The organism is Rhodoferax sp. (genome assembly GCF_030646845.1).
Lineage (GTDB): Bacteria > Pseudomonadota > Gammaproteobacteria > Burkholderiales > Burkholderiaceae_C > Rhodoferax.
Window position 1 is genome coordinate 111,252 of record NZ_JAUSLE010000063.1, and the last position, 17,493, is coordinate 128,744.

Below are 17,493 nucleotides of genomic sequence, written 5' to 3' on the forward strand. Positions count from 1 at the left end.
TCAGGCCGCGCGCTTGAACATGGCCAGCAGTGACCCGGCCAGCACAAAGAGCCCGCCAAAGGTGCGGTTCATGGCGCGAATGTGGGCGGGGGATTTCAGCGCCCCCAACACCCGTGACGCCAGCACCGTGTAGCCGGCCATCACCACCAGATCCGTGAACGTCAGCGTCGCGGTGATGATGAGGTATTGAGGCAGCAGGGGTTGCGACAGGTTGATGAACTGCGGCACCACGGCCAGCAGGAAAACCGTGCCCTTGGGGTTGACCGCATTGATCATCCAGGCCCGCAGGATCATGGATCTGCGGGTGACGACGGCGCCCTTGTCCGCATTGGCGACCATGGGCGTGGGCGGTGCGCGCCATTGCGCAATGCCCAGCCAGATCAGATAGGCCACCCCCAGCCACTTGACCACCAGGAAAGCGGTCCCGGAGGCTGCCACCAGCGCGCCAAGCCCAACCGCCACCACAATCACCTGCGTCCAGATCCCCAGGATCAAACCAAAGGTGGTGAAGTAACCGCGGCGAAAGCCATGGTTCAGACCGGCGCTCATGGCCGCGATCGCACCCGCTCCCGGCGAGATGCTGATCGCCCACGATGCAGCAAAGAACGCGAGCCAGGTGGAGAGCGCCATGGGGCCCGGTTCAGACCGGTGCGTTTTGCTGCAGGGCCGCGATGCGCTCTTCGATCGGCGGGTGGGTGGCAAATAGCTGCCCCACGCCGCCCGCGATGCCGAAAGCCGCCACACTCTTGGGCAATGCACCCGGCTGCATGCCTCCCAGACGGGCCAGGGCGTTGATCATCGGCTGGCGGCGCCCCATCAGCTGGGCCGAGCCCGCATCGGCCCGGAATTCACGGTGGCGCGAGAACCAGGCCACGACAATGGCGGCGGCAAAGCCCAGCACGATGTCCAGCACGATGGTAGTGATCATGTAGCCGATGCCAGGTCCGCTTGAGCGCTCGTCGCCTTTGCGCAGGAAGCTGTCGACCGCGTAGCCGATCACGCGGCTCAGGAACACCACAAAAGTGTTCATCACGCCTTGAATCAAGGTCATGGTGACCATGTCGCCATTCGCCACGTGGGCGATTTCATGGGCGATGACGGCCTCGATTTCTTCGTGCGTCATGCCGGCAAGCAAGCCTGTGGACACGGCCACCAGCGCCGAGTTCTTGAACGCACCGGTAGCAAAGGCGTTGGGCTCGCCATCGAAGATGCCGACTTCGGGCATGCCGATACTGGCTTTTTCGGCCAGCTTGCGCACGGTTTCCACGATCCAGGCTTCGTCCGCGTTCTGCGGCTGGTTGATGATGCGCACACCGGCAGTCCACTTGGCCATGGGCTTGCTGATGAGCAGGGAGATGATGGCGCCGCCAAAGCCCATGACCAGGGCGAAGCCCAGCAAAGAGCCCAAGTCCAGGCCATTTGGGGTCAGGTAACGATTCACACCGAGCAGACTGGCGACGATGCCAAGCACCGCCACCACCAGCACATTGGTCAGGACAAACAAAATGATGCGTTTCATGTTTTTCTTTCAAATACGGTTTGAATCAGCAATCCGTTGGCACGAATGGTAGGGGCAGGCTGCCCGATTTCAAGGCACAGCCCCTTAATTGCACATCAAGTTTACGGGCATTCGCCCAAGCGTCTACCGGGCTCGGCGGTCGCGGCTTTGGGCCGGCGAAACACCGTGGCGTCGGCATAAAACGCAGCGTCTTCATTAGCCCCCGACCAGCCTGGCACCCCCAGCACCGGCAAATGCGCAAACGGTTTGCTCGCCAGCTTCTCCGCGCTCAGATCAGCAGCCATCCAGGCATCCATATCCGCTATCGAATTGCTAGCTGCCTGCGCCCGATACACGTGGGCTGTGATCGCTTTTCGCGGTGAAACCAGTTTCTCCAGCAACGCGTGCCCGAACAGCACCAGATGCGCCTGCGGCCACAGCGGGCGCAAGGTGACAAACAGGCGGTACCAGTCTTTGGCCACCAGGGCATCCCATAGCAGGTCCGGCGCCTGCAGGAAGGCCGCGTTCTCGTCAAACACGGTCAAGCCGTCGCGGGCCGGGCCGCGCACGGGCTGGATGCCGCTGTGGGCGATCTGGGCCGCCTGCAGCTGGTTCAGCCGTTTCTTGGTCAGGGGAAAGCGCATCCAGCACAAACCGTTGAAGAAATCGTGCAGGCCGTCACGCGTGGGCACACAACCAGTATCGAAGATGTATTGCTCGTAGGCGACACCGCAGGGCAGATCGCTTTGTGGCACAAAACGCACCGGTGCCAGCGCGGCCTGATTCAATGCCTGCGGCTGGGCCTCACCGGCGGCCACACGTTGCGCCACCGGGTTACCCAATTCGCGCCACGGCGCCAGCCAGGGCGCTGCCCAGTCGATGTCACCCACCGCTGGCGCCGCAGCGGCCGGGCCCGTCATGTCGCGGCTAACGCCAGGAAATGCCGCTTGTCACGCACGCTGACTTTGGACGTGCCTTCGTCACGCAGGTCGAACGCGCCCGTTGCGGCCAACAGTTTGGTCAGCGTCGCGTAGCCATAGTTGCGCGCATCAAACGAGGCCTTGTTGCCGATGTGAGTGCCCACCGGACCGACCCCGGCCCAGCCATCTTCATCCTCGCAGGCAATAACTGCGCCCCGCAAAAGACTGAGCAGCTTGGTGTCTTTCCGGAGTTGTTCGGTGGGCACGCGCAAGGGCTGCGCCGGTTTGGCCGGGGCCACACCGGCCTCCGCCGAAACGGCGGGGCCGACCACCGCCGCCGTATCAACGCCATCGACTGCACCCAGACGGTCAAGGTACAGGAACCGGGAACACGCGTTGACAAAGGGTTCTGGCGTTTTCTGGGCACCAAAGCCATACACGGCGGCCCCTTTGGCGCGCAGATGCATCACCAGCGGCGTGAAGTCCGCATCGGACGAAACGATGCCAAAGGCATCTGGCTGGTCGGTGTAGAGCAGTTCCAGCGCATCGATCACCATCGCCATGTCGCTGGCGTTCTTGCCCTTTGAGTAGTCAAATTGCTGCATGGGGCGGATGGCGTGCTCATGCAGTTTTTCCTCCCAGCCCTTCAACTCGCTTTTCTTCCAGTTGCCATAGGCGCGGCGCACATTGGTCACGCCAAAGGTGGAAAGCTCGGTCAGGATCGCATCAATCTTCGCCGCGGGCGAATTGTCCGCGTCAATCAGCAAGGCGATGTGCGGCTCGGACCGCCGCGCCTCCCGTGCGCTCATACCAGCCTCCACGGCATGGATTCACCCGCGCCCAAAGGCTTCAAGGTCGCCTCGCCAAAGGCAAAACTCTCGGGCGGTGTCCACGCGTCGCGCTTTAAGGTGATGCTGCCAGTGTTACGCGGCAAACCGTAGAAATCAGCGCCATGGAAGCTCGCAAATCCTTCCAGCTTGTCCAGCGCGCCGGCGGTGTCAAACGCTTGTGCGTACATCTCCAGGGCGGCGTGCGCCGTATAGCAGCCCGCACAACCGCTGGCGTGTTCCTTCAGGTGGGCAGGGTGCGGCGCGCTGTCGGTACCGAGAAAGAACTTGGGCGACCCGCTGGTGGCCGCCTGCACCAGGGCCAGCCGGTGGGTCTCGCGCTTCAGCACCGGCAGGCAGTAGTAATGCGGGCGGATGCCACCGGTGAAGATGGCGTTGCGGTTGTACAGCAGATGATGTGCGGTGAGGGTGGCGGCTGTGAAGCGATCCGATTCCTGCACGTAGTGCGCGGCCTCTTTGGTGGTGATGTGCTCGAACACGATCTTCAGCTCGGGAAAATCACGGCGCAAGGGAATGAGCTGCGTGTCAATGAACACCGCCTCGCGGTCGAAAATATCAATCTCAGGCGAGGTCACCTCACCATGCACCAGCAGCAACATGCCGGCGCGCTGCATGGCTTCCAGCGTCTTATAGGTCTTGCGCAGGTCGGTCACGCCGGCGTCGCTGTTGGTGGTGGCACCTGCCGGGTAGAGCTTCACCGCCACCACGCCGGCGTCCCGGGCGCGCTTGATTTCATCAGCCGGCAGATTGTCGGTGAGGTAGAGCGTCATCAGCGGCTCGAACGCCAGGCCTGACGGCACCGCCGCCTGGATGCGCGCCTTGTACGCCAGCGCTGCCGCAGCCGTGGTGACCGGTGGCCGCAGATTGGGCATGATGATGGCGCGGCCAAACTGGGCGGCGGTATGCGGCACCACCACGCTCAGGGCGTCGCCATCACGCACGTGCAAATGCCAGTCGTCGGGTCGGGTCAGGGTAATTTCTTGTGTCATGGCCTGTATTGTCCCAAATGCGCTCATGGGCTGTCCGGGACCTAACTGGCAGGCCCCTGGGCCAGCAGGTAGTCCCACAGCGCCTGCGCGTTGCGCTTCGGACTTGGCGCTGCGCTGCGATTGGTGTGGACCCCCGATTTGCCAGCCTCCTTGCCCGAGGGCCGCTGCCGGTATGCCCGCACCTCCATGGTGATTTGAAGATCCTTCATCTCGGGTGGTGCCGCGCTGACCAGCTTACGGGCGCGCAAATCCTTCTTGACGGCACTGAACGGCAGGAAGGCGATGCCATGCCCTTCCAGCGCCATCGCCTTCAGGCCTTCGGCCATATCGGTTTCGTACACGCGGTCAAAGTGGATGGCCGTGCCGGACTGCTTGAGGATCAGCTCCACCATCTGTCCCAGATAGGCACCCGGTGCGTAACCCAAGTAGGGCAAGGGCTGACCCGCGCGTCCCGGCAGCTGGAACATGGGTGCACCGTCGGCGTCGGGTTTGACATAAGGCGCCATGACCTCCTCCCCCAGGCTCACCATCTCGTAGCGGTCGGCATCCAGCTGGTAGGGCTGGGAAGGGTGATGGTAGGCAATCAACAGATCGCAACTGCCCTCCACCAGGCGCATGACAGCATCGTGCACATTGAGCGCAATCAGGCGGCTTTTGATGGAGCCGAATTTTTCGCGCAGAGCCGACACCCAGGCCGGGAAGAAAGTAAATGCCAGCGTGTGCGGCACTGCAAACTCGATCACATCCTGCCCGGCGGCCGTGTGTCCACGCATCATGGCGCGGGTGCTCTGCAGCGCCTGCAACACCTCCAGCGACTGGTCATACAAGGTTTCGCCCGCGGGCGTGAGCCGCGTCGGGTAGCTGCTGCGGTCCACCAAATCGGTGCCGGCCCAGGCCTCCAGCGACTGGATACGCCGCGAGAACGCGGGTTGCGTCACATGCCGCAATTGGGCCGAGCGACTGAAACTGCGGGTTTCAGCCAACGATACGAAGTCTTCCAGCCATTTGGTTTCCATGTGCGGATTATGAGCGGCCAGAAGCTTCCGCTCCGATTCAGCACTACACTGGAACTGGATCCATTTGTCCGCATCGGTGTCACTAGAAGCAAGAAAGTTATCTTTTCCATGCGTGCATTCACAGCGTTCCGCTTGACCCGGTATTTTTCGATACTCTCGTTCGCGCTGATCGCCATCGCGGGCAGTGCACTCGGCTTGTCCGTACAGGATCAGGCCACGCGTCAAGTGACGACCATGGCGCACCGGCACAACGAAGCCATGAGCCAGGTATTCATCAATGAGCTGTGGCCCGACTTCTCGGCATTCGTTGCGGGGTCGAGCGGGCGCTCGGCCGCCGATTTGCGCACGACATTCGAAACCCTGGGCCTGGGGACCAAGACGTCGGCACTGATGAAGAATTCGGACATCATCAAGGTCAAGGTGTACAACCGCGACGGCCTCACGGTTTTCTCATCGGACCCCAGCCAGGTTGGTGACAACAAGCGGAGCAATGCGGGCTTCATCGCAGCCCTGGCCGGAAAAGCGACCAGTGCGCTGACCCACCGAAACCAGTTCGACAGCTTCGAGGGATCCCGCGTCGATGTGGATGTCATCTCCAGCTACCTTCCCATTCGCGACGGCGGGCAAATTGCCGGTGTCATCGAGCTCTACCAGGACGTGACCCCCTTTGTGCAGAAACTGCAGCAGGTGCTGCTGAAAGTCGTTCTGATTGGCGCCGGGGTAATGTTCGCGCTGTATCTGATGCAACTGATGGTGGTCCGCTACGCGCAGGGCATCCTGCACACGCAGGAGACCGCGCTCAGGGAGTCCAATCGTGAGCTTGATGCGCGCGTCGAAAAACGCACCCACGAGCTGGCCGCCATTAACAGCCACCTGGAGGAAGAAGTACTGGAGCGACGCAGGGCCGAAGCCCGGCTGGACCACCTCGCCCACCATGACCCGCTGACCGGCCTGCCCAACCGCCTGCTGTTCGCCGAACAACTGCAGCGCAGTGTCAGCAAGGCTGAGCGGCATGGACACCAGTTGGCCGTGCTGTTCGTCGACCTGGATCGTTTCAAGGATGTCAATGACACACTGGGCCACGCGGTGGGTGATGAGTTGCTGGTCGAGGTGGCACGCCGGCTGACCGGGCAACTGCGCGGCGGGGACTTGCTGGCGCGCCTGGGTGGCGACGAATTCGTTTGTATCCTGGAAGAAATACACACCCCGCAGGATGCCAGCCGGGTGGCCGACAAGCTGATCGGGCGCATCGCCGAATCCATCTCCATCCGCGAGAACGACCTCGTCATTTCGGCCAGCATTGGCATAAGCCTGTACCCCGCCGACGGCGTGAATGCCGACAACTTGCTGCGCGCGGCCGACACCGCCATGTACCAGGCCAAAAAACATGGCCGAAACACCTACCACTTTCACACACCCGAGATGACGCAATACGCCCAGGACCGGGCGCAACTGGAGCGCCTTCTGCGCCACGCCATCGAGAACAACGAACTCGATGTGCACTACCAGATCAAGATGACGGCGGCGGACAATGCCTGCCCCAGCGGGGTTGAGGCGCTGGCGCGCTGGAACAGCGCGGTACTGGGGCCGGTCTCTCCGGTGCAGTTCATTCCTGTCGCGGAGGAAACCGGTTTCATCGTCACACTGGGGGAATGGGTGCTGCGCACGGCCTGCCGTCAAATGGCAGCGTGGCGCGCCAGGGGTGTCGACGTTCCCAGAATTTCCGTGAATCTGTCCGTGCGGCAGCTGGAGCGCGCAGATATTGTCGAAGTGGTGCGGTCCGCCCTGGAAGAATCCGGCTTGCCCCCCGATGCGCTGGAACTGGAGATCACCGAGTCCGTGATCATGAATGCCGAGGACGCCATCAGCGTCCTCAAGCGCTTGCGAGAACTGGGCGTGCGGCTGGCCGTGGATGATTTCGGCACCGGCTATTCGTCACTGGCCTATCTCAAGCTCCTGCCCATCAACACCCTGAAAATTGACCGCTCTTTTGTCATTGGCATTGGCGACAACCTGGGCGACGAATCGATTATTCAGGCCGTCATCGGCATGGCCCGCAATTTGGGCCTGAGCACGGTTGCGGAAGGGGTCGAAACAACACGGCAACTGGAATTCCTGCGCCACGCGGGTTGCAACGAAATCCAGGGCTATCTTTTCGGGAAACCCCAGCCGGCCGATGAGTTTCTCGAGAGCTGGCGCCGGGCAACGCCCACGCCAGAATTGGTATGACGGCTACCGCTGAATGCGCCAACGAATGAGTAAGAAATTTGCCCTGCTCCTCGGGCTCTGTCTGCCTGCGGCAAGCCGCCTGATGGTGCGCTGCATGCTGCTGGTCAGCGCCATTTTTTGTCTCGGCGCGCCTACGGTGGCCCTGTCAGCGCCCGCACCCATTTTTCTGCAGGAGTCGACGCCCCTGGTGCAGGCGTGGCCGTCCGTGACGGTGCTTTCCGATCCGGAAAAGAAGCGCAGCATCAATCAGGTCATGGATGCCAGGGCAGAATTCAAGACACCCGACACGGCCTATGGCACGCTCGGATTGCGCAAGGACGCCGTGTGGCTGCATATCCCGATCTCGGTGTCCAGCCAGAGCAACGGCCTGTGGGTACTGGACATCGACTACCCCGTGCTCAATCGCCTGGATGTCTTCGTCACCCGGGACAAAAACATCATCGAGCGCGCCACACTGGGCAGTTTGCAGCCCTATGACCAACGCCTCATTCGCAGCCGCTCGCATTCTTATGGCTTGAAGCTGAAAGCGGGGACTACTTACGATTTGTACCTGCGCGTCGAAAGCAACGGCGCCATGATATTGCCCATTACCCTGAGCAAACCCGCGGAGTTTCATGCCAAGGCCCTTGATGAGCAAATGTTGCAGGGCCTGCTCACCGGCCTGGCACTGTGCCTGCTGGTGTACAGCCTGGCGCAGTGGGTCACCCTGCGTGAGCACCTGTACCTCAAATATGCCATCCTGATACTGGGAAGCTTGCTGTTCTCATTGTTTCAGTTTGGCATCGGCTCCCAGTATGTTTGGCGTGGAAATTCCTGGATGGAGTTGCATGCCGGTGGTTTGGCCGCGCTGATCGCTGCCACCGGGTCCTTCCTGTTTATCGAACAAGCCCTGGCCGGGCCCGACGTTCACCCGTGGATCAGCCGGATCATGAAAGCCGGTGCAGCCTTCACCGTCTTCTTCGCCTTGTGTTTCTCCCTTGACCTGATAGACCTTCATATCGTGACGGCGATCATCAGCGCGCTGGGCCTGGCACCGGCGCTGCTGGGTTTGCCGGGTGCCATTTCGCGGGCACGTCGTGGCGAGAGTGTCGGCATCTATTTCCTGTTGGCGTGGGCCGCCTACTTTGTAACGACCGCGATCATGATCGAAGTGATCAAGGGGCGCGTCGGCGTCAACTTCTGGACGCTGCACTCCTTCCAGTTTGGCGCCACCTTCGACATGCTGGTCTTCATGCGCGTGCTGGGCTTGCGCACCAAGGCCTTGCAGGCAGCGGTGCAGCATGCCAGACGTGAACGTGACAATCTGCATTCGCTCGCCCATACGGACGCGCTGACCGGGTTGCCCAATCGCCGTGGCCTGAATTCTTCAATGGCCGAGGCCATCAAGAACGCCGGGCCGGAAAAAATTGTCGCAGTGTATATGCTGGATCTGGATGGGTTCAAGCAAATCAACGATCAATATGGTCATGACGTCGGTGATGAATTGCTGATCGCCGTTGCAGCGCGCCTGCGTGCCAGTGTCCGTCAACGGGATGTGATCTCGCGCTTGGGTGGCGACGAATTTGTCGTGATGTCCAGCGGTTTGCACAACGTGCAGCAGGCCAGAGATCGTGGCGAACAACTTCTCAAGGCGTTCAACGATCCGTTTGCCGTGTCCGGGCAGGTCTGTCGTATCGGTCTGACGATCGGTTATGCGCTTGCGCCACTGGATGGGAACGACGCCACCAGCATTCTCAAGCGTGCCGATGCCGCCATGTATGCCGGCAAACACAAAGGCAAGCATTGTGTCCGCCGTGGTGATGGCTCAGGGCCGATGTCAAGTCATACAGGCTGGCAAGGGCTCGATGGCGGCGACGCACCGGGCGTCAGCGAAAAGACGGGATCGGCTTGAAGTGCGTGCCAAAACGCTCGCTTAGCGGCTTGTGGTCAAGCGGCGGGAAATCAATCTTGATCTCCGGCACCAGACGCTCGGGGATGTGATCGAGCAGATGGCGAATCAGCGTCAAGCGACCACGGCGCTGATCGTTGAAGTCAACCAGCGCCCAAGGTGCTTGCGCCGTGTGCGTGGCTTTCAGCATCGTGTCACGCGCGCGGCCATAGTCAGCGTATTTTTCGCGCGCCTGTACGTCTATCGGGCTGAGTTTCCAACGCTTGAGCGGGTCGATTATTCGTTCAGCGAAACGCTCTTCCTGCTGCGCCTGGTCGACCGTCAGCCAATACTTGAAGAGCAGGACGCCATCGTCGACCAACATCTTCTCGAACACCGGGGCCTGCTTCAGGAACGCCTTGGCTTCGTCTTCAGAGCAGAAGCCCATCACCCGCTCGACACCGGCGCGGTTGTACCAGCTTCGGTCGAAGAGCACGATTTCGCCGGCCGCCGGCAGGTGCGGCACATAGCGCTGGAAATACCATTGCGTTTGTTCGCGATCGCTTGGCTTGGCCAGCGCCACGGTGCGACACTGGCGCGGATTGAGCGTCTCAGCCATTGCCGTGATGACCCCACCCTTGCCGGCGGTATCGCGGCCCTCAAGCACCACGACAAGACGCTTGCCGGTGTGCTGCAGCCAGCGCGCCACGTCGTTGAGTTCAAGCTGCAGCACAGCGAGTTTCTCGAAGTACTCATCCTTGCCGAGCTTGTCGGACTTGCCGTTCTTTGTCTTTTTCATGGTTGCATCGTACCGGAGCCGGACAGGAATCTCAATGGCCTCAAAGCAAGTCGCAACCGCCGTCAGCAGTTCAGGAAAGCAAGCCCGTTGCGGCCATCTGCCGTGGTGAGTTAGCCCCAGCGAGATCAGGACATCCGCTCAGCCAACTTTGCCTTGAGCGCGGCGTTCTCTGCGCTGAGTTCCGCAATGGTTTGCCTGAGCCGGGCGATCACGCCCTCGGGTGATTCGGGCTCGGTGCGCGCCACGGCCTTGGCCTGGCGCACCTGCCGCGCCGCCTGCTGCAGCTCCCTCCGCCCCCCGGCCACGGCGGCTACCTGCTCGTCCACGGGCAGCGAGGCCACGGTGGCCGCGGCGTTGATGGAAATCGTGCCTGACTTCACCGCCTCCACCAGTTCCGGCGTTGCCGATTTCTGGATTCTTTCAATCTGGCTGATCGTGTTGCTGCTGATGCGCGCCGCTTTGGCAATGGCCTCGCGGGTGACCAGGCGGTCCGGCGCCGCAGCCGGTTCGGACGACTGCTGCCCGGGCGTTGCTGCTTCGGTCGGCGTTGGCTGCACGCGCGAGGCCAGAATGTCTTTCTTGCGCAAGGCCAGCACGCCGCGCTGGAAATCCGACACGCTGCGCCGCCCCAGGTGCTGGTCAATCATCCACAGGTGGACATCGTCGATGGACTTGAAGCGGGTGTTCTGCACGGTGTTAAACGGGATGCCGTGTTTGCCGCAAATGCCATAGCGGTTGTGCCCGTCCACCAGCACCTCGCCCCACAGCACCAGGGCGTCGCGGCAGCCCTCCGTCAGCAGGCTGCGCTCCAGGGCGGCGTGCTCGTCAGGGGTGAGCGGGTCGATGTAGGCACGCAAGTCTTCGTTGACGGTGATATTCATGAGCGGGGATGTTGGCAGGCAGAGACGCTATGGCGGGGGCGCCATTCTAGACGGGGCGCCAACTGCTATTATTTTAATAGCTATAGAGGCATATTCAACGGGGTCTAGAGGCCAAAAACGTCATTAACCACAAACACGTGGCCCAAGAAGAACGATATTCTTGACCTGCGGCCGCTGGCTCTCCCTGCGCGGGAAAAGCGACGGGATAATCCTCGTCTCCATGAGAAGTTTCAAACCGACGTGATCACACAATGTCCCTGCTAATTATTGATGCGCTGAACATCGTCAGGCGTATTCACGAGGCGATTCCCGAGCCAGACAGCGAGGAGAAGGTGGCGGACACCATCAAATCGAGCCTGAGCTCGTTCAAGCGTGCGCTCAAGACCCACAGTCCGACCCACGCGGTTGCGGTCTTTGACCATGGGGGCCGCACCTGGAAACACAATCTCTATGAGGGCTATCAAGCCCACCGCAAACCCATGCCGCAACCCTTGCGCGATGGCTTGCTGACCATCAAGCACGAACTGCATGACATGGGCTTGCACTGGATTGCCATTGAGGGCATAGAAGCGGACGATGCCATCGCCGCGCTGGTCGACAAATGGTGCAAGGCCAGGTCGGAGCGAGCCATCATTTTGTCGACCGACAAGGATTTTTTGCAGTTGCTGAGTGACCAGGTCTGTGTCTACGACCACTTCAAAGACGTCTGGCGTGATTGCGCTTATGTGCAACAGAAATTTGGCGTCACGCCATCGCAAATGGGCGATCTGCTGGCCCTCATGGGCGACGCGGTGGATGGCGTTCCCGGTGTGGACAAGGTCGGCAGCAAAACCGCAGCCACGCTGCTTCGAATCAATGGCAATCTTGACCGGCTGATCTCCAACGCCGATAAAGTCGGGGGCCAGGTTGGCGTGAATCTGCGCAAGGGAATAGAGATAGCCAGGCTGTCCAGACAACTGGTTTCATTCAAGACCGACATGCCGCTTGGGCTGACCTGGAAGATGCTGGCGCAGGTTCGGGTACAAACACCCCCTTCACCCACCATTGCCGATAATTCGCCATGAGCACACTGCAAGCGGAGTTGGACCGCCTCTATCTCTCTCACGAGCGAAACATCCAAAACCCTCATGGTGCAGAGCCCGGCCTGATTGCGTCCGACGGGACGGTACGCGCCATGGTGCTGGAACTGGCCAGACCCGCCGACTGGACCCTGCTCTCAATCCTTTGGCGAGGGGTGCAGACTGATCTCGAATTGCCCGCGCCTGCGATCGCCGTCTCCGGCATTGACGGTTACCAACTGTGGTTTTCACTCGCAGAGCCCACGTCCGTCGCGCAAGCGAGGGCGTTTCTTGAATTCTTGCGTTTGCGCTATCTGAACTTGGTGGCACCTGGACGCATTTCGATGATGCCTTCTGTCGACGCGGCCATGCCCGGCAAAATCCATCACGCCCTGTTGGTACCCGCACTGCAGCCAGCCACGGGCCGATGGTCCGCCTTTATTGCGCCGGACCTGGCCGCCATCTTCTCGGAAGAACCCTGGCTCGACCTGCCCCCCAACCCCGATGCGCAGGCCAAGGTACTGGCGCGCCTTGAATGCATCAAGCCCGCTGTTTTTCATGCGGCCCTGGAACGGCTGAGTCCTGTTGTTGTCAGGACGGAGACCTCGCCCATGACATCGGTGGCTGTCGAAAGGGGTGGCAGCCAAGCCAACCAGGAAGTCAATGCATCAGACTTGCATGGGAACAGTCCCGATCCCAAGGTCTTTTTGTTGGGCGTGATGAACGACAAGACGATTGAACTTCATCTGCGCATCGAGGCGGCGAAGGCACTTTTGCCCTATTTCGAGGGACGGGTCGGCAGTTAAGTGGTTGAAGATCCGCAGATACAGTCTGTGGCTATCTGTCGCGGTTGATCTACATGGTTTTCCAGGTGAATACCGGCTTCAGACTGGCAAGCGACATTCAACTTTCCGCGGCCACCGGCAGGACCCGACCCAAAGCCGGCCTCCGTTAGATCGAAAAGCAGACATCCTCCATAAGCGTTTCCAACGTTGATGCTGTCCGATCAATCAACCTGTGGGAGTGAGAGGGGAGTAGGCAAGCTGACGGATGATGGGTACGAGTGACGAGGTTCGAAAGCCGACCGGCCTAGCTTTAGATTTGGATGGCGGCCTTCTCAAGTCGAAGCCGTGCGTGATTCAAGTTAGGGATGAAGCCGAACCGGGACCTTCGCTGGATTGAGAATTCGCAACGCGGCAACCGTACATCCGCAGCAGAATTTTCCGAAACCGATGCGCATCTCCTTGAGCGTCGTCGCCAATCCGATAATAGGAGTAGTCATGCCATCACATTCCAGTGCGGCGCCTGCAGGGCCGTTGGTTGGTACTGCGATGCCTCTGTCACAGATCACGCCGGCCCGTTTTGGCATGCTGGTGTCCAGTGCAGTGGCGCAATCAGCACTACTCGGCAAAATGCTGACAGCGCGGCTGACGGCGGATCAAAGCGACAAGGAAATGGCTCCGTACGTGGCCATTGTCTTGGCCTCGTCAAAGAAGACTGGCAACACAGACCTGCTGCACAGGGTCGTCGCAAGAATGATCACGTTGCGCCGGCACAATCTGCTGCTGGCCACTGCCTACTTGGTGGGGCGCGACACCGGCAAGGCGGTACTGGATCAGATTTGGGAGCCCAATGAGAAGGCCGCGGTGCTACACGTGTTCGCACAGGTAAGTAGAACGATGCTGCGTCAGGGGAGCGCTGGAAGCGCGAATACTGGGCCGCGACTTGCGTTTTCGTTGGGTGGCTGGATCGCCGATAGGTGGGACGACGTCGAGGACGCGATCGCCGCCGTAGTCGATGTCGCTCAGGCGGCAGTGGACGCCGCGACTCAATTTGCCAACGACGTGCTGGACAAGGCACTTGATTTGGCTTCCGCATTGCAGTCGCTTGTCGATGAATCCATCGACGCCCTCGCGGCGTTCGCAGATACGCTTATTGATGCTGGAAAGACCGTTGGCGACGTGCTGTCGGCGGCGCTAGAAGTCTCGGGGGAGATGCTCGAAAAGATGGTTCAGGCAGTTGCCGCAGTGAAGGAGCGGGCCCTAGACGCCATCGATTGGGTGGCTGCGCATACCGGCTCCATCGGTAGCGTCGTCGGTGCGCTGTTGAAGGCTGCTGTGTTACCGCTTGCCATCGTCGAACGGGCTTTGATAGCAGGCGTGGCCATCCTCGAAGTCAGTCGGACCCTGATAGCTGCGGCTGGCTCCCTGGCCAACTACATGGAACAGCTTGTCCACGCAGTAGCCGATACGCTGAAAGCGACACTCAGGTCGATGTTTGACCTGGGCTACAACGTCGCATCGATCATTGGCGAGCTTGCGTCGGCGGTAATGAGTCATCTGATCCGGGGACAGTTTCTAGCCGCGCTGGTGGACCTAGGCCACGCGGCGCTCGACCTGCTGAAGGCGGCTTGGACGTTTGGTGGGACGCAACTGGCCATCATCTTTGCCGGATTCGTTTCGCTGTGGAGTGGACGGCGCCTGACACCGGCCGAACTGGCTGATGCAGTCCGGGTTTACGGTTTCTGGCCCAAGCTGCTAGACGTGTGGATCGTGCAGGGCTCAATCCCTGCGGATATCGTCGGTCTGATGGAGGACGAACGTCCCTTCACCACGATGTCGACGCTGGTCTTCCCGAGTCCGCCTCAGCAAGGCGAGTTCGTGCATGAACTGATGCACGTACATCAATTCCTGAGTCAAGGTGCCCTGTACATGGTCGACTCGATGGAGCGCCAGGCACGGCAGGGAGACGGAGCATACAAGTACAAGCTTGGAGCGCATCCCAATCTGGGGGACTACCACGTCGAGCAACAGGCCCAACTAGTGCAAGACTATTACCTGCTGCGTTACGTGGAGCAGAGCCGGGACTTCAGGGCCTACCTGCCGTATGTGACGCCGCTGTGCGTGGCCCCGCCGCAGATCGGTACGTCTCAGTTCGAGAAGTGGGTTCAGAGATGCCCACAGGCGCTGGAGGCCGTTGGCCTGATCAAGCCACCGAGCGATCCGCATGGAGGCTTGGGCCGGGGTCGGGGTACGGGGCGATACCAGATTCCTTGAATGGACTCAGCACGCGGTTGCGTAGCCAATGCCATCTTCATTGGCGCTGGACTGTGCTTGCCGCCGGAATTGAAGGGTTTGCATCGCGCCGTAGTGCTCTCGTAGAGTGGCTGGCCAAGTCGCGAGGGCAACAGTCCAGCCGCTCGATGTGCGGCTTGGAGGGAGATCCAATTGGTATCTGGAGCTTCGATACGGCCAAGCAATTGGCGGCCACCAGCAGGCAATGTGCTTGACAGGCGGATCGGCCGCCGAGTCCGTGTCCGAAGGTGGCGAACGTCCGCTTGGTGCGACTTAGCGCAATGACCGTATATGGCCCAACCTGGTACTCCCGATTTCCAGGTGATCGACTGCAACCGCCGCATTCCCATCGCTCAAAAGAACTGAGCTGATTTTCGTTCTCCACCTCTCCGTCGCTATTATTTAAATAGCTACCCAAGCATATGCGACGAGGGCTAGAGGCCTAAAACACTCAAAAACCTACTCCGACGACTGCTGCAGCGCCCACATCTGTGCATACCTTCCATTCGCCGCCAGCAGCTCCGCATGTGTGCCGCGCTCCAGAATGCGGCCGGCGTCCATCACCAGAATTTCGTGCGCATCCACCACCGTGGACAAGCGGTGCGCAATCACCAGCGTGGTCTTGTTTTGCGCCACGCTTTGCAGCTCCGCCTGGATGGCGCGCTCGTTGGCGGAGTCCAGCGCCGAGGTGGCTTCGTCGAAGATCAGGATCGGCGGGTTTTTCAGCAGGGTGCGGGCAATGGCCACGCGCTGCTTTTCGCCGCCCGACAGTTTGAGACCACGCTCGCCCACCATGGTGTCGTAGCCTTTTGGCGTGGCACTGATGAAATTGTGAATATGGGCAGCGCGCGCTGCCTCTTCAACTTGCGCGCGCGTGGCGCCGGGCTGGCCGTAGGCGATGTTGTATTCGACCGTGTCGTTGAACAGCACCGTGTCTTGCGGCACGATGCCAATGGCCTGGCGCACACTGGCCTGCGTCACCTGCTTGATGTCCTGCCCGTTGATCAAGATCTGGCCCCGCTGAACGTCGTAGAAGCGGAACAGCAGTCGCGCCAGCGTGGACTTGCCCGAGCCGGAAGGACCGACCACGGCCACGGTCTTGCCGGCCGGAATCTCGAAGCTGATGTCATGCAGGATCGGTCGCGCCGGGTCATACGCAAAATCGACGTGGCTGAAGGTGACATTGGCGCCATTCACCTGGAGCGGCTGCGCGCCGGGCACATCGGCAATTTCACGCTCGCGCTCCATCAGGGTGAACATCTTGTCCAGGTCCGTCAGGCTCTGCTTGATCTCGCGGTACAGCACGCCGAGAAAGCCCAGCGGAATGTAGAGCTGGATCATGAATGCGTTGACCATCACCAGGTCACCCAGCGTCATGCGGCCATCGACCACGCCCTGGGTGGCACGCCAGAGCATGGCGATCAGGCCGGTGGCGATGATGAGTTGCTGGCCGGTGTTGAGCAGGCTCAGTGTGCGCTGGCTCTTGAGGGAGGCCAGGCGGAATTTCTCCAGGTTCTCGTCGTAGCGTCTGGCTTCGAACTCTTCGTTGTTGAAGTATTTGACGGTCTCGAAGTTCAGCAGCGAGTCGATGGCACGGCTGTGGGCCTTGGAGTCCAGCTCGTTCATCTGCTTGCGAAACTTGGTGCGCCACTCGGTCACACTGACGGTGAAGGTGATGTAGAACACCAGTGCAATGATGGTGATCAGGGCAAACCAGACATCAAACTTGATGGCCAGGTAGGTCAGCACCATGGCCACTTCGATCAGCGTGGGGATGATGCTGTACAGCGAATAGGAGATCAGCGAGTTGACCGCCCGCGTGCCGCGTTCGATGTCACGCGTCAGGCCACCGGTCTGGCGCTCCAGGTGAAAACGCAGGCTCAAGGCATGCAGGTGGCGAAACACCTGCAGCGAAATCGTGCGCGACGCCCCTTCGGTGGCCTTGGCAAACACCAGTTCGCGCAACTCGGTGAACAAGGTGGTGGACAGGCGCAACAACCCGTAGGCAAACAACAGCGCCACAGGTACCACCAGCAGGGCACTGGCATCGATGCCCGCCTTGGGGTTCATCGTGTCTACCAGTTCCTTGAGCAGCAAGGGCACGCTGACGTTGGCCATCTTGGCGCCCACCATGAACGCCAGCGCCGCCATCACGCGCCATTTGTATTCCCACAAATAGGGAAACAGGCGTTTGAGCGTGGCCCAGTCGGAACGGGGGGCAGCGGGGGTAGACGCCGAGGTGGCGCCGGGATGGGAGTGGGTGAGTTCGCCAGAGCGGCGCATGGGTGGACAATCAGGTGGCTTAAACAACCTA

At 60.8% G+C, this 17,493-nt stretch carries 14 protein-coding genes; 5 read left to right on the forward strand and 9 right to left on the reverse strand.

What is annotated here, in order from left to right; all coding sequences use genetic code 11:
- From Q7T10_RS15550 to Q7T10_RS15575, 6 genes are all read right to left on the reverse strand, one after another.
- Positions 1-630 carry a LysE family transporter gene (locus Q7T10_RS15550; protein ID WP_304750041.1) on the reverse strand — a complete coding sequence of 210 codons (630 nt, stop codon included), beginning with the start codon at positions 628-630 and terminating at the stop codon, positions 1-3.
- Between the two features lie 10 nt (positions 631-640).
- The gene (htpX, locus tag Q7T10_RS15555; RefSeq protein WP_304750044.1) at positions 641-1,519 is read right to left on the reverse strand and encodes a protease HtpX; all 879 of its coding nucleotides are present in this window, start codon (positions 1,517-1,519) and stop codon (positions 641-643) included.
- Between the two features lie 101 nt (positions 1,520-1,620).
- Positions 1,621-2,418, reverse strand: a complete 798-nt coding sequence (locus Q7T10_RS15560; protein ID WP_304750047.1) for a DUF3025 domain-containing protein — start codon at positions 2,416-2,418, stop codon at positions 1,621-1,623.
- Positions 2,415-3,227: an NYN domain-containing protein gene (locus Q7T10_RS15565; protein WP_304750050.1), complete on the reverse strand. Its 813-nt coding sequence runs from the start codon at positions 3,225-3,227 to the stop codon at positions 2,415-2,417. Before Q7T10_RS15565 ends, Q7T10_RS15560 begins: the two co-directional genes overlap by 4 nt.
- Positions 3,224-4,255: a dihydroorotase gene (gene pyrC / locus Q7T10_RS15570; RefSeq protein ID WP_304750053.1), complete on the reverse strand. Its 1,032-nt coding sequence runs from the start codon at positions 4,253-4,255 to the stop codon at positions 3,224-3,226. Before pyrC ends, Q7T10_RS15565 begins: the two co-directional genes overlap by 4 nt.
- Positions 4,256-4,296: 41 nt before the next feature.
- Positions 4,297-5,271 (reverse strand): LysR substrate-binding domain-containing protein, encoded by a 975-nt coding sequence (locus Q7T10_RS15575; RefSeq protein ID WP_304750054.1) that lies wholly within the window; start codon positions 5,269-5,271, stop codon positions 4,297-4,299.
- Between the two features lie 108 nt (positions 5,272-5,379).
- Between Q7T10_RS15575 and Q7T10_RS15580 the strand changes: the two genes are divergently transcribed.
- The gene (locus Q7T10_RS15580; RefSeq protein WP_304750057.1) at positions 5,380-7,500 is read left to right on the forward strand and encodes a bifunctional diguanylate cyclase/phosphodiesterase; all 2,121 of its coding nucleotides are present in this window, start codon (positions 5,380-5,382) and stop codon (positions 7,498-7,500) included.
- Between the two features lie 25 nt (positions 7,501-7,525).
- Entirely contained in the window at positions 7,526-9,391 is a 1,866-nt protein-coding gene (locus Q7T10_RS15585; RefSeq protein ID WP_304750059.1) for a diguanylate cyclase, read from the forward strand.
- On the opposite strand, the gene ppk2 is transcribed toward Q7T10_RS15585, so the two are convergent.
- On the reverse strand, positions 9,366-10,166 hold the full coding sequence (ppk2, locus tag Q7T10_RS15590; protein ID WP_304750061.1) for a polyphosphate kinase 2: 801 nt from the start codon (positions 10,164-10,166) through the stop codon (positions 9,366-9,368). The genes Q7T10_RS15585 and ppk2 overlap by 26 nt on opposite strands.
- Before the next feature lie 125 nt (positions 10,167-10,291).
- Positions 10,292-11,047 (reverse strand): hypothetical protein, encoded by a 756-nt coding sequence (locus Q7T10_RS15595; protein ID WP_304750064.1) that lies wholly within the window; start codon positions 11,045-11,047, stop codon positions 10,292-10,294.
- Between the two features lie 251 nt (positions 11,048-11,298).
- Between Q7T10_RS15595 and Q7T10_RS15600 the strand changes: the two genes are divergently transcribed.
- The 3 genes from Q7T10_RS15600 (at position 11,299) to Q7T10_RS15610 (ending at position 15,161) form a co-directional block, all read left to right on the forward strand.
- Positions 11,299-12,111 carry a 5'-3' exonuclease H3TH domain-containing protein gene (locus Q7T10_RS15600; RefSeq protein WP_304750066.1) on the forward strand — a complete coding sequence of 271 codons (813 nt, stop codon included), beginning with the start codon at positions 11,299-11,301 and terminating at the stop codon, positions 12,109-12,111.
- Entirely contained in the window at positions 12,108-12,911 is an 804-nt protein-coding gene (locus Q7T10_RS15605) for a hypothetical protein (protein ID WP_304750067.1), read from the forward strand. The genes Q7T10_RS15600 and Q7T10_RS15605 overlap by 4 nt, the downstream gene beginning before the upstream one ends.
- 474 nt (positions 12,912-13,385) lie before the next feature.
- Entirely contained in the window at positions 13,386-15,161 is a 1,776-nt protein-coding gene (locus tag Q7T10_RS15610; RefSeq protein WP_304750070.1) for a hypothetical protein, read from the forward strand.
- Positions 15,162-15,638: 477 nt separating this feature from the next.
- Here Q7T10_RS15610 and Q7T10_RS15615 read toward each other — a convergent pair whose 3' ends face one another.
- Entirely contained in the window at positions 15,639-17,462 is a 1,824-nt protein-coding gene (locus Q7T10_RS15615; protein WP_304750073.1) for an ABC transporter ATP-binding protein/permease, read from the reverse strand.
- Positions 17,463-17,493 lie beyond the last annotated feature (31 nt).

Excerpts from the sequence above, each read along its gene's own strand:
- Q7T10_RS15550 (WP_304750041.1), bottom strand. The coding sequence starts at position 630 with ATGGCGCTCTCCACCTGGCTCGCGTTCTTTGCTGCATCGTGGGCGATC.
- ppk2 (WP_304750061.1), bottom strand. The coding sequence starts at position 10,166 with ATGAAAAAGACAAAGAACGGCAAGTCCGACAAGCTCGGCAAGGATGAG.
- Q7T10_RS15605 (WP_304750067.1), top strand. The coding sequence starts at position 12,108 with ATGAGCACACTGCAAGCGGAGTTGGACCGCCTCTATCTCTCTCACGAG.
- Q7T10_RS15595 (WP_304750064.1), bottom strand. The coding sequence starts at position 11,047 with ATGAATATCACCGTCAACGAAGACTTGCGTGCCTACATCGACCCGCTC.
- Q7T10_RS15600 (WP_304750066.1), top strand. The coding sequence starts at position 11,299 with ATGTCCCTGCTAATTATTGATGCGCTGAACATCGTCAGGCGTATTCAC.
- Q7T10_RS15585 (WP_304750059.1), top strand. The coding sequence starts at position 7,526 with ATGAGTAAGAAATTTGCCCTGCTCCTCGGGCTCTGTCTGCCTGCGGCA.
- Q7T10_RS15575 (WP_304750054.1), bottom strand. The coding sequence starts at position 5,271 with ATGGAAACCAAATGGCTGGAAGACTTCGTATCGTTGGCTGAAACCCGC.
- Q7T10_RS15580 (WP_304750057.1), top strand. The coding sequence starts at position 5,380 with ATGCGTGCATTCACAGCGTTCCGCTTGACCCGGTATTTTTCGATACTC.
- pyrC (WP_304750053.1), bottom strand. The coding sequence starts at position 4,255 with ATGACACAAGAAATTACCCTGACCCGACCCGACGACTGGCATTTGCAC.
- htpX (WP_304750044.1), bottom strand. The coding sequence starts at position 1,519 with ATGAAACGCATCATTTTGTTTGTCCTGACCAATGTGCTGGTGGTGGCG.
- Q7T10_RS15615 (WP_304750073.1), bottom strand. The coding sequence starts at position 17,462 with ATGCGCCGCTCTGGCGAACTCACCCACTCCCATCCCGGCGCCACCTCG.
- Q7T10_RS15565 (WP_304750050.1), bottom strand. The coding sequence starts at position 3,227 with ATGAGCGCACGGGAGGCGCGGCGGTCCGAGCCGCACATCGCCTTGCTG.
- Q7T10_RS15610 (WP_304750070.1), top strand. The coding sequence starts at position 13,386 with ATGCCATCACATTCCAGTGCGGCGCCTGCAGGGCCGTTGGTTGGTACT.
- Q7T10_RS15560 (WP_304750047.1), bottom strand. The coding sequence starts at position 2,418 with ATGACGGGCCCGGCCGCTGCGGCGCCAGCGGTGGGTGACATCGACTGG.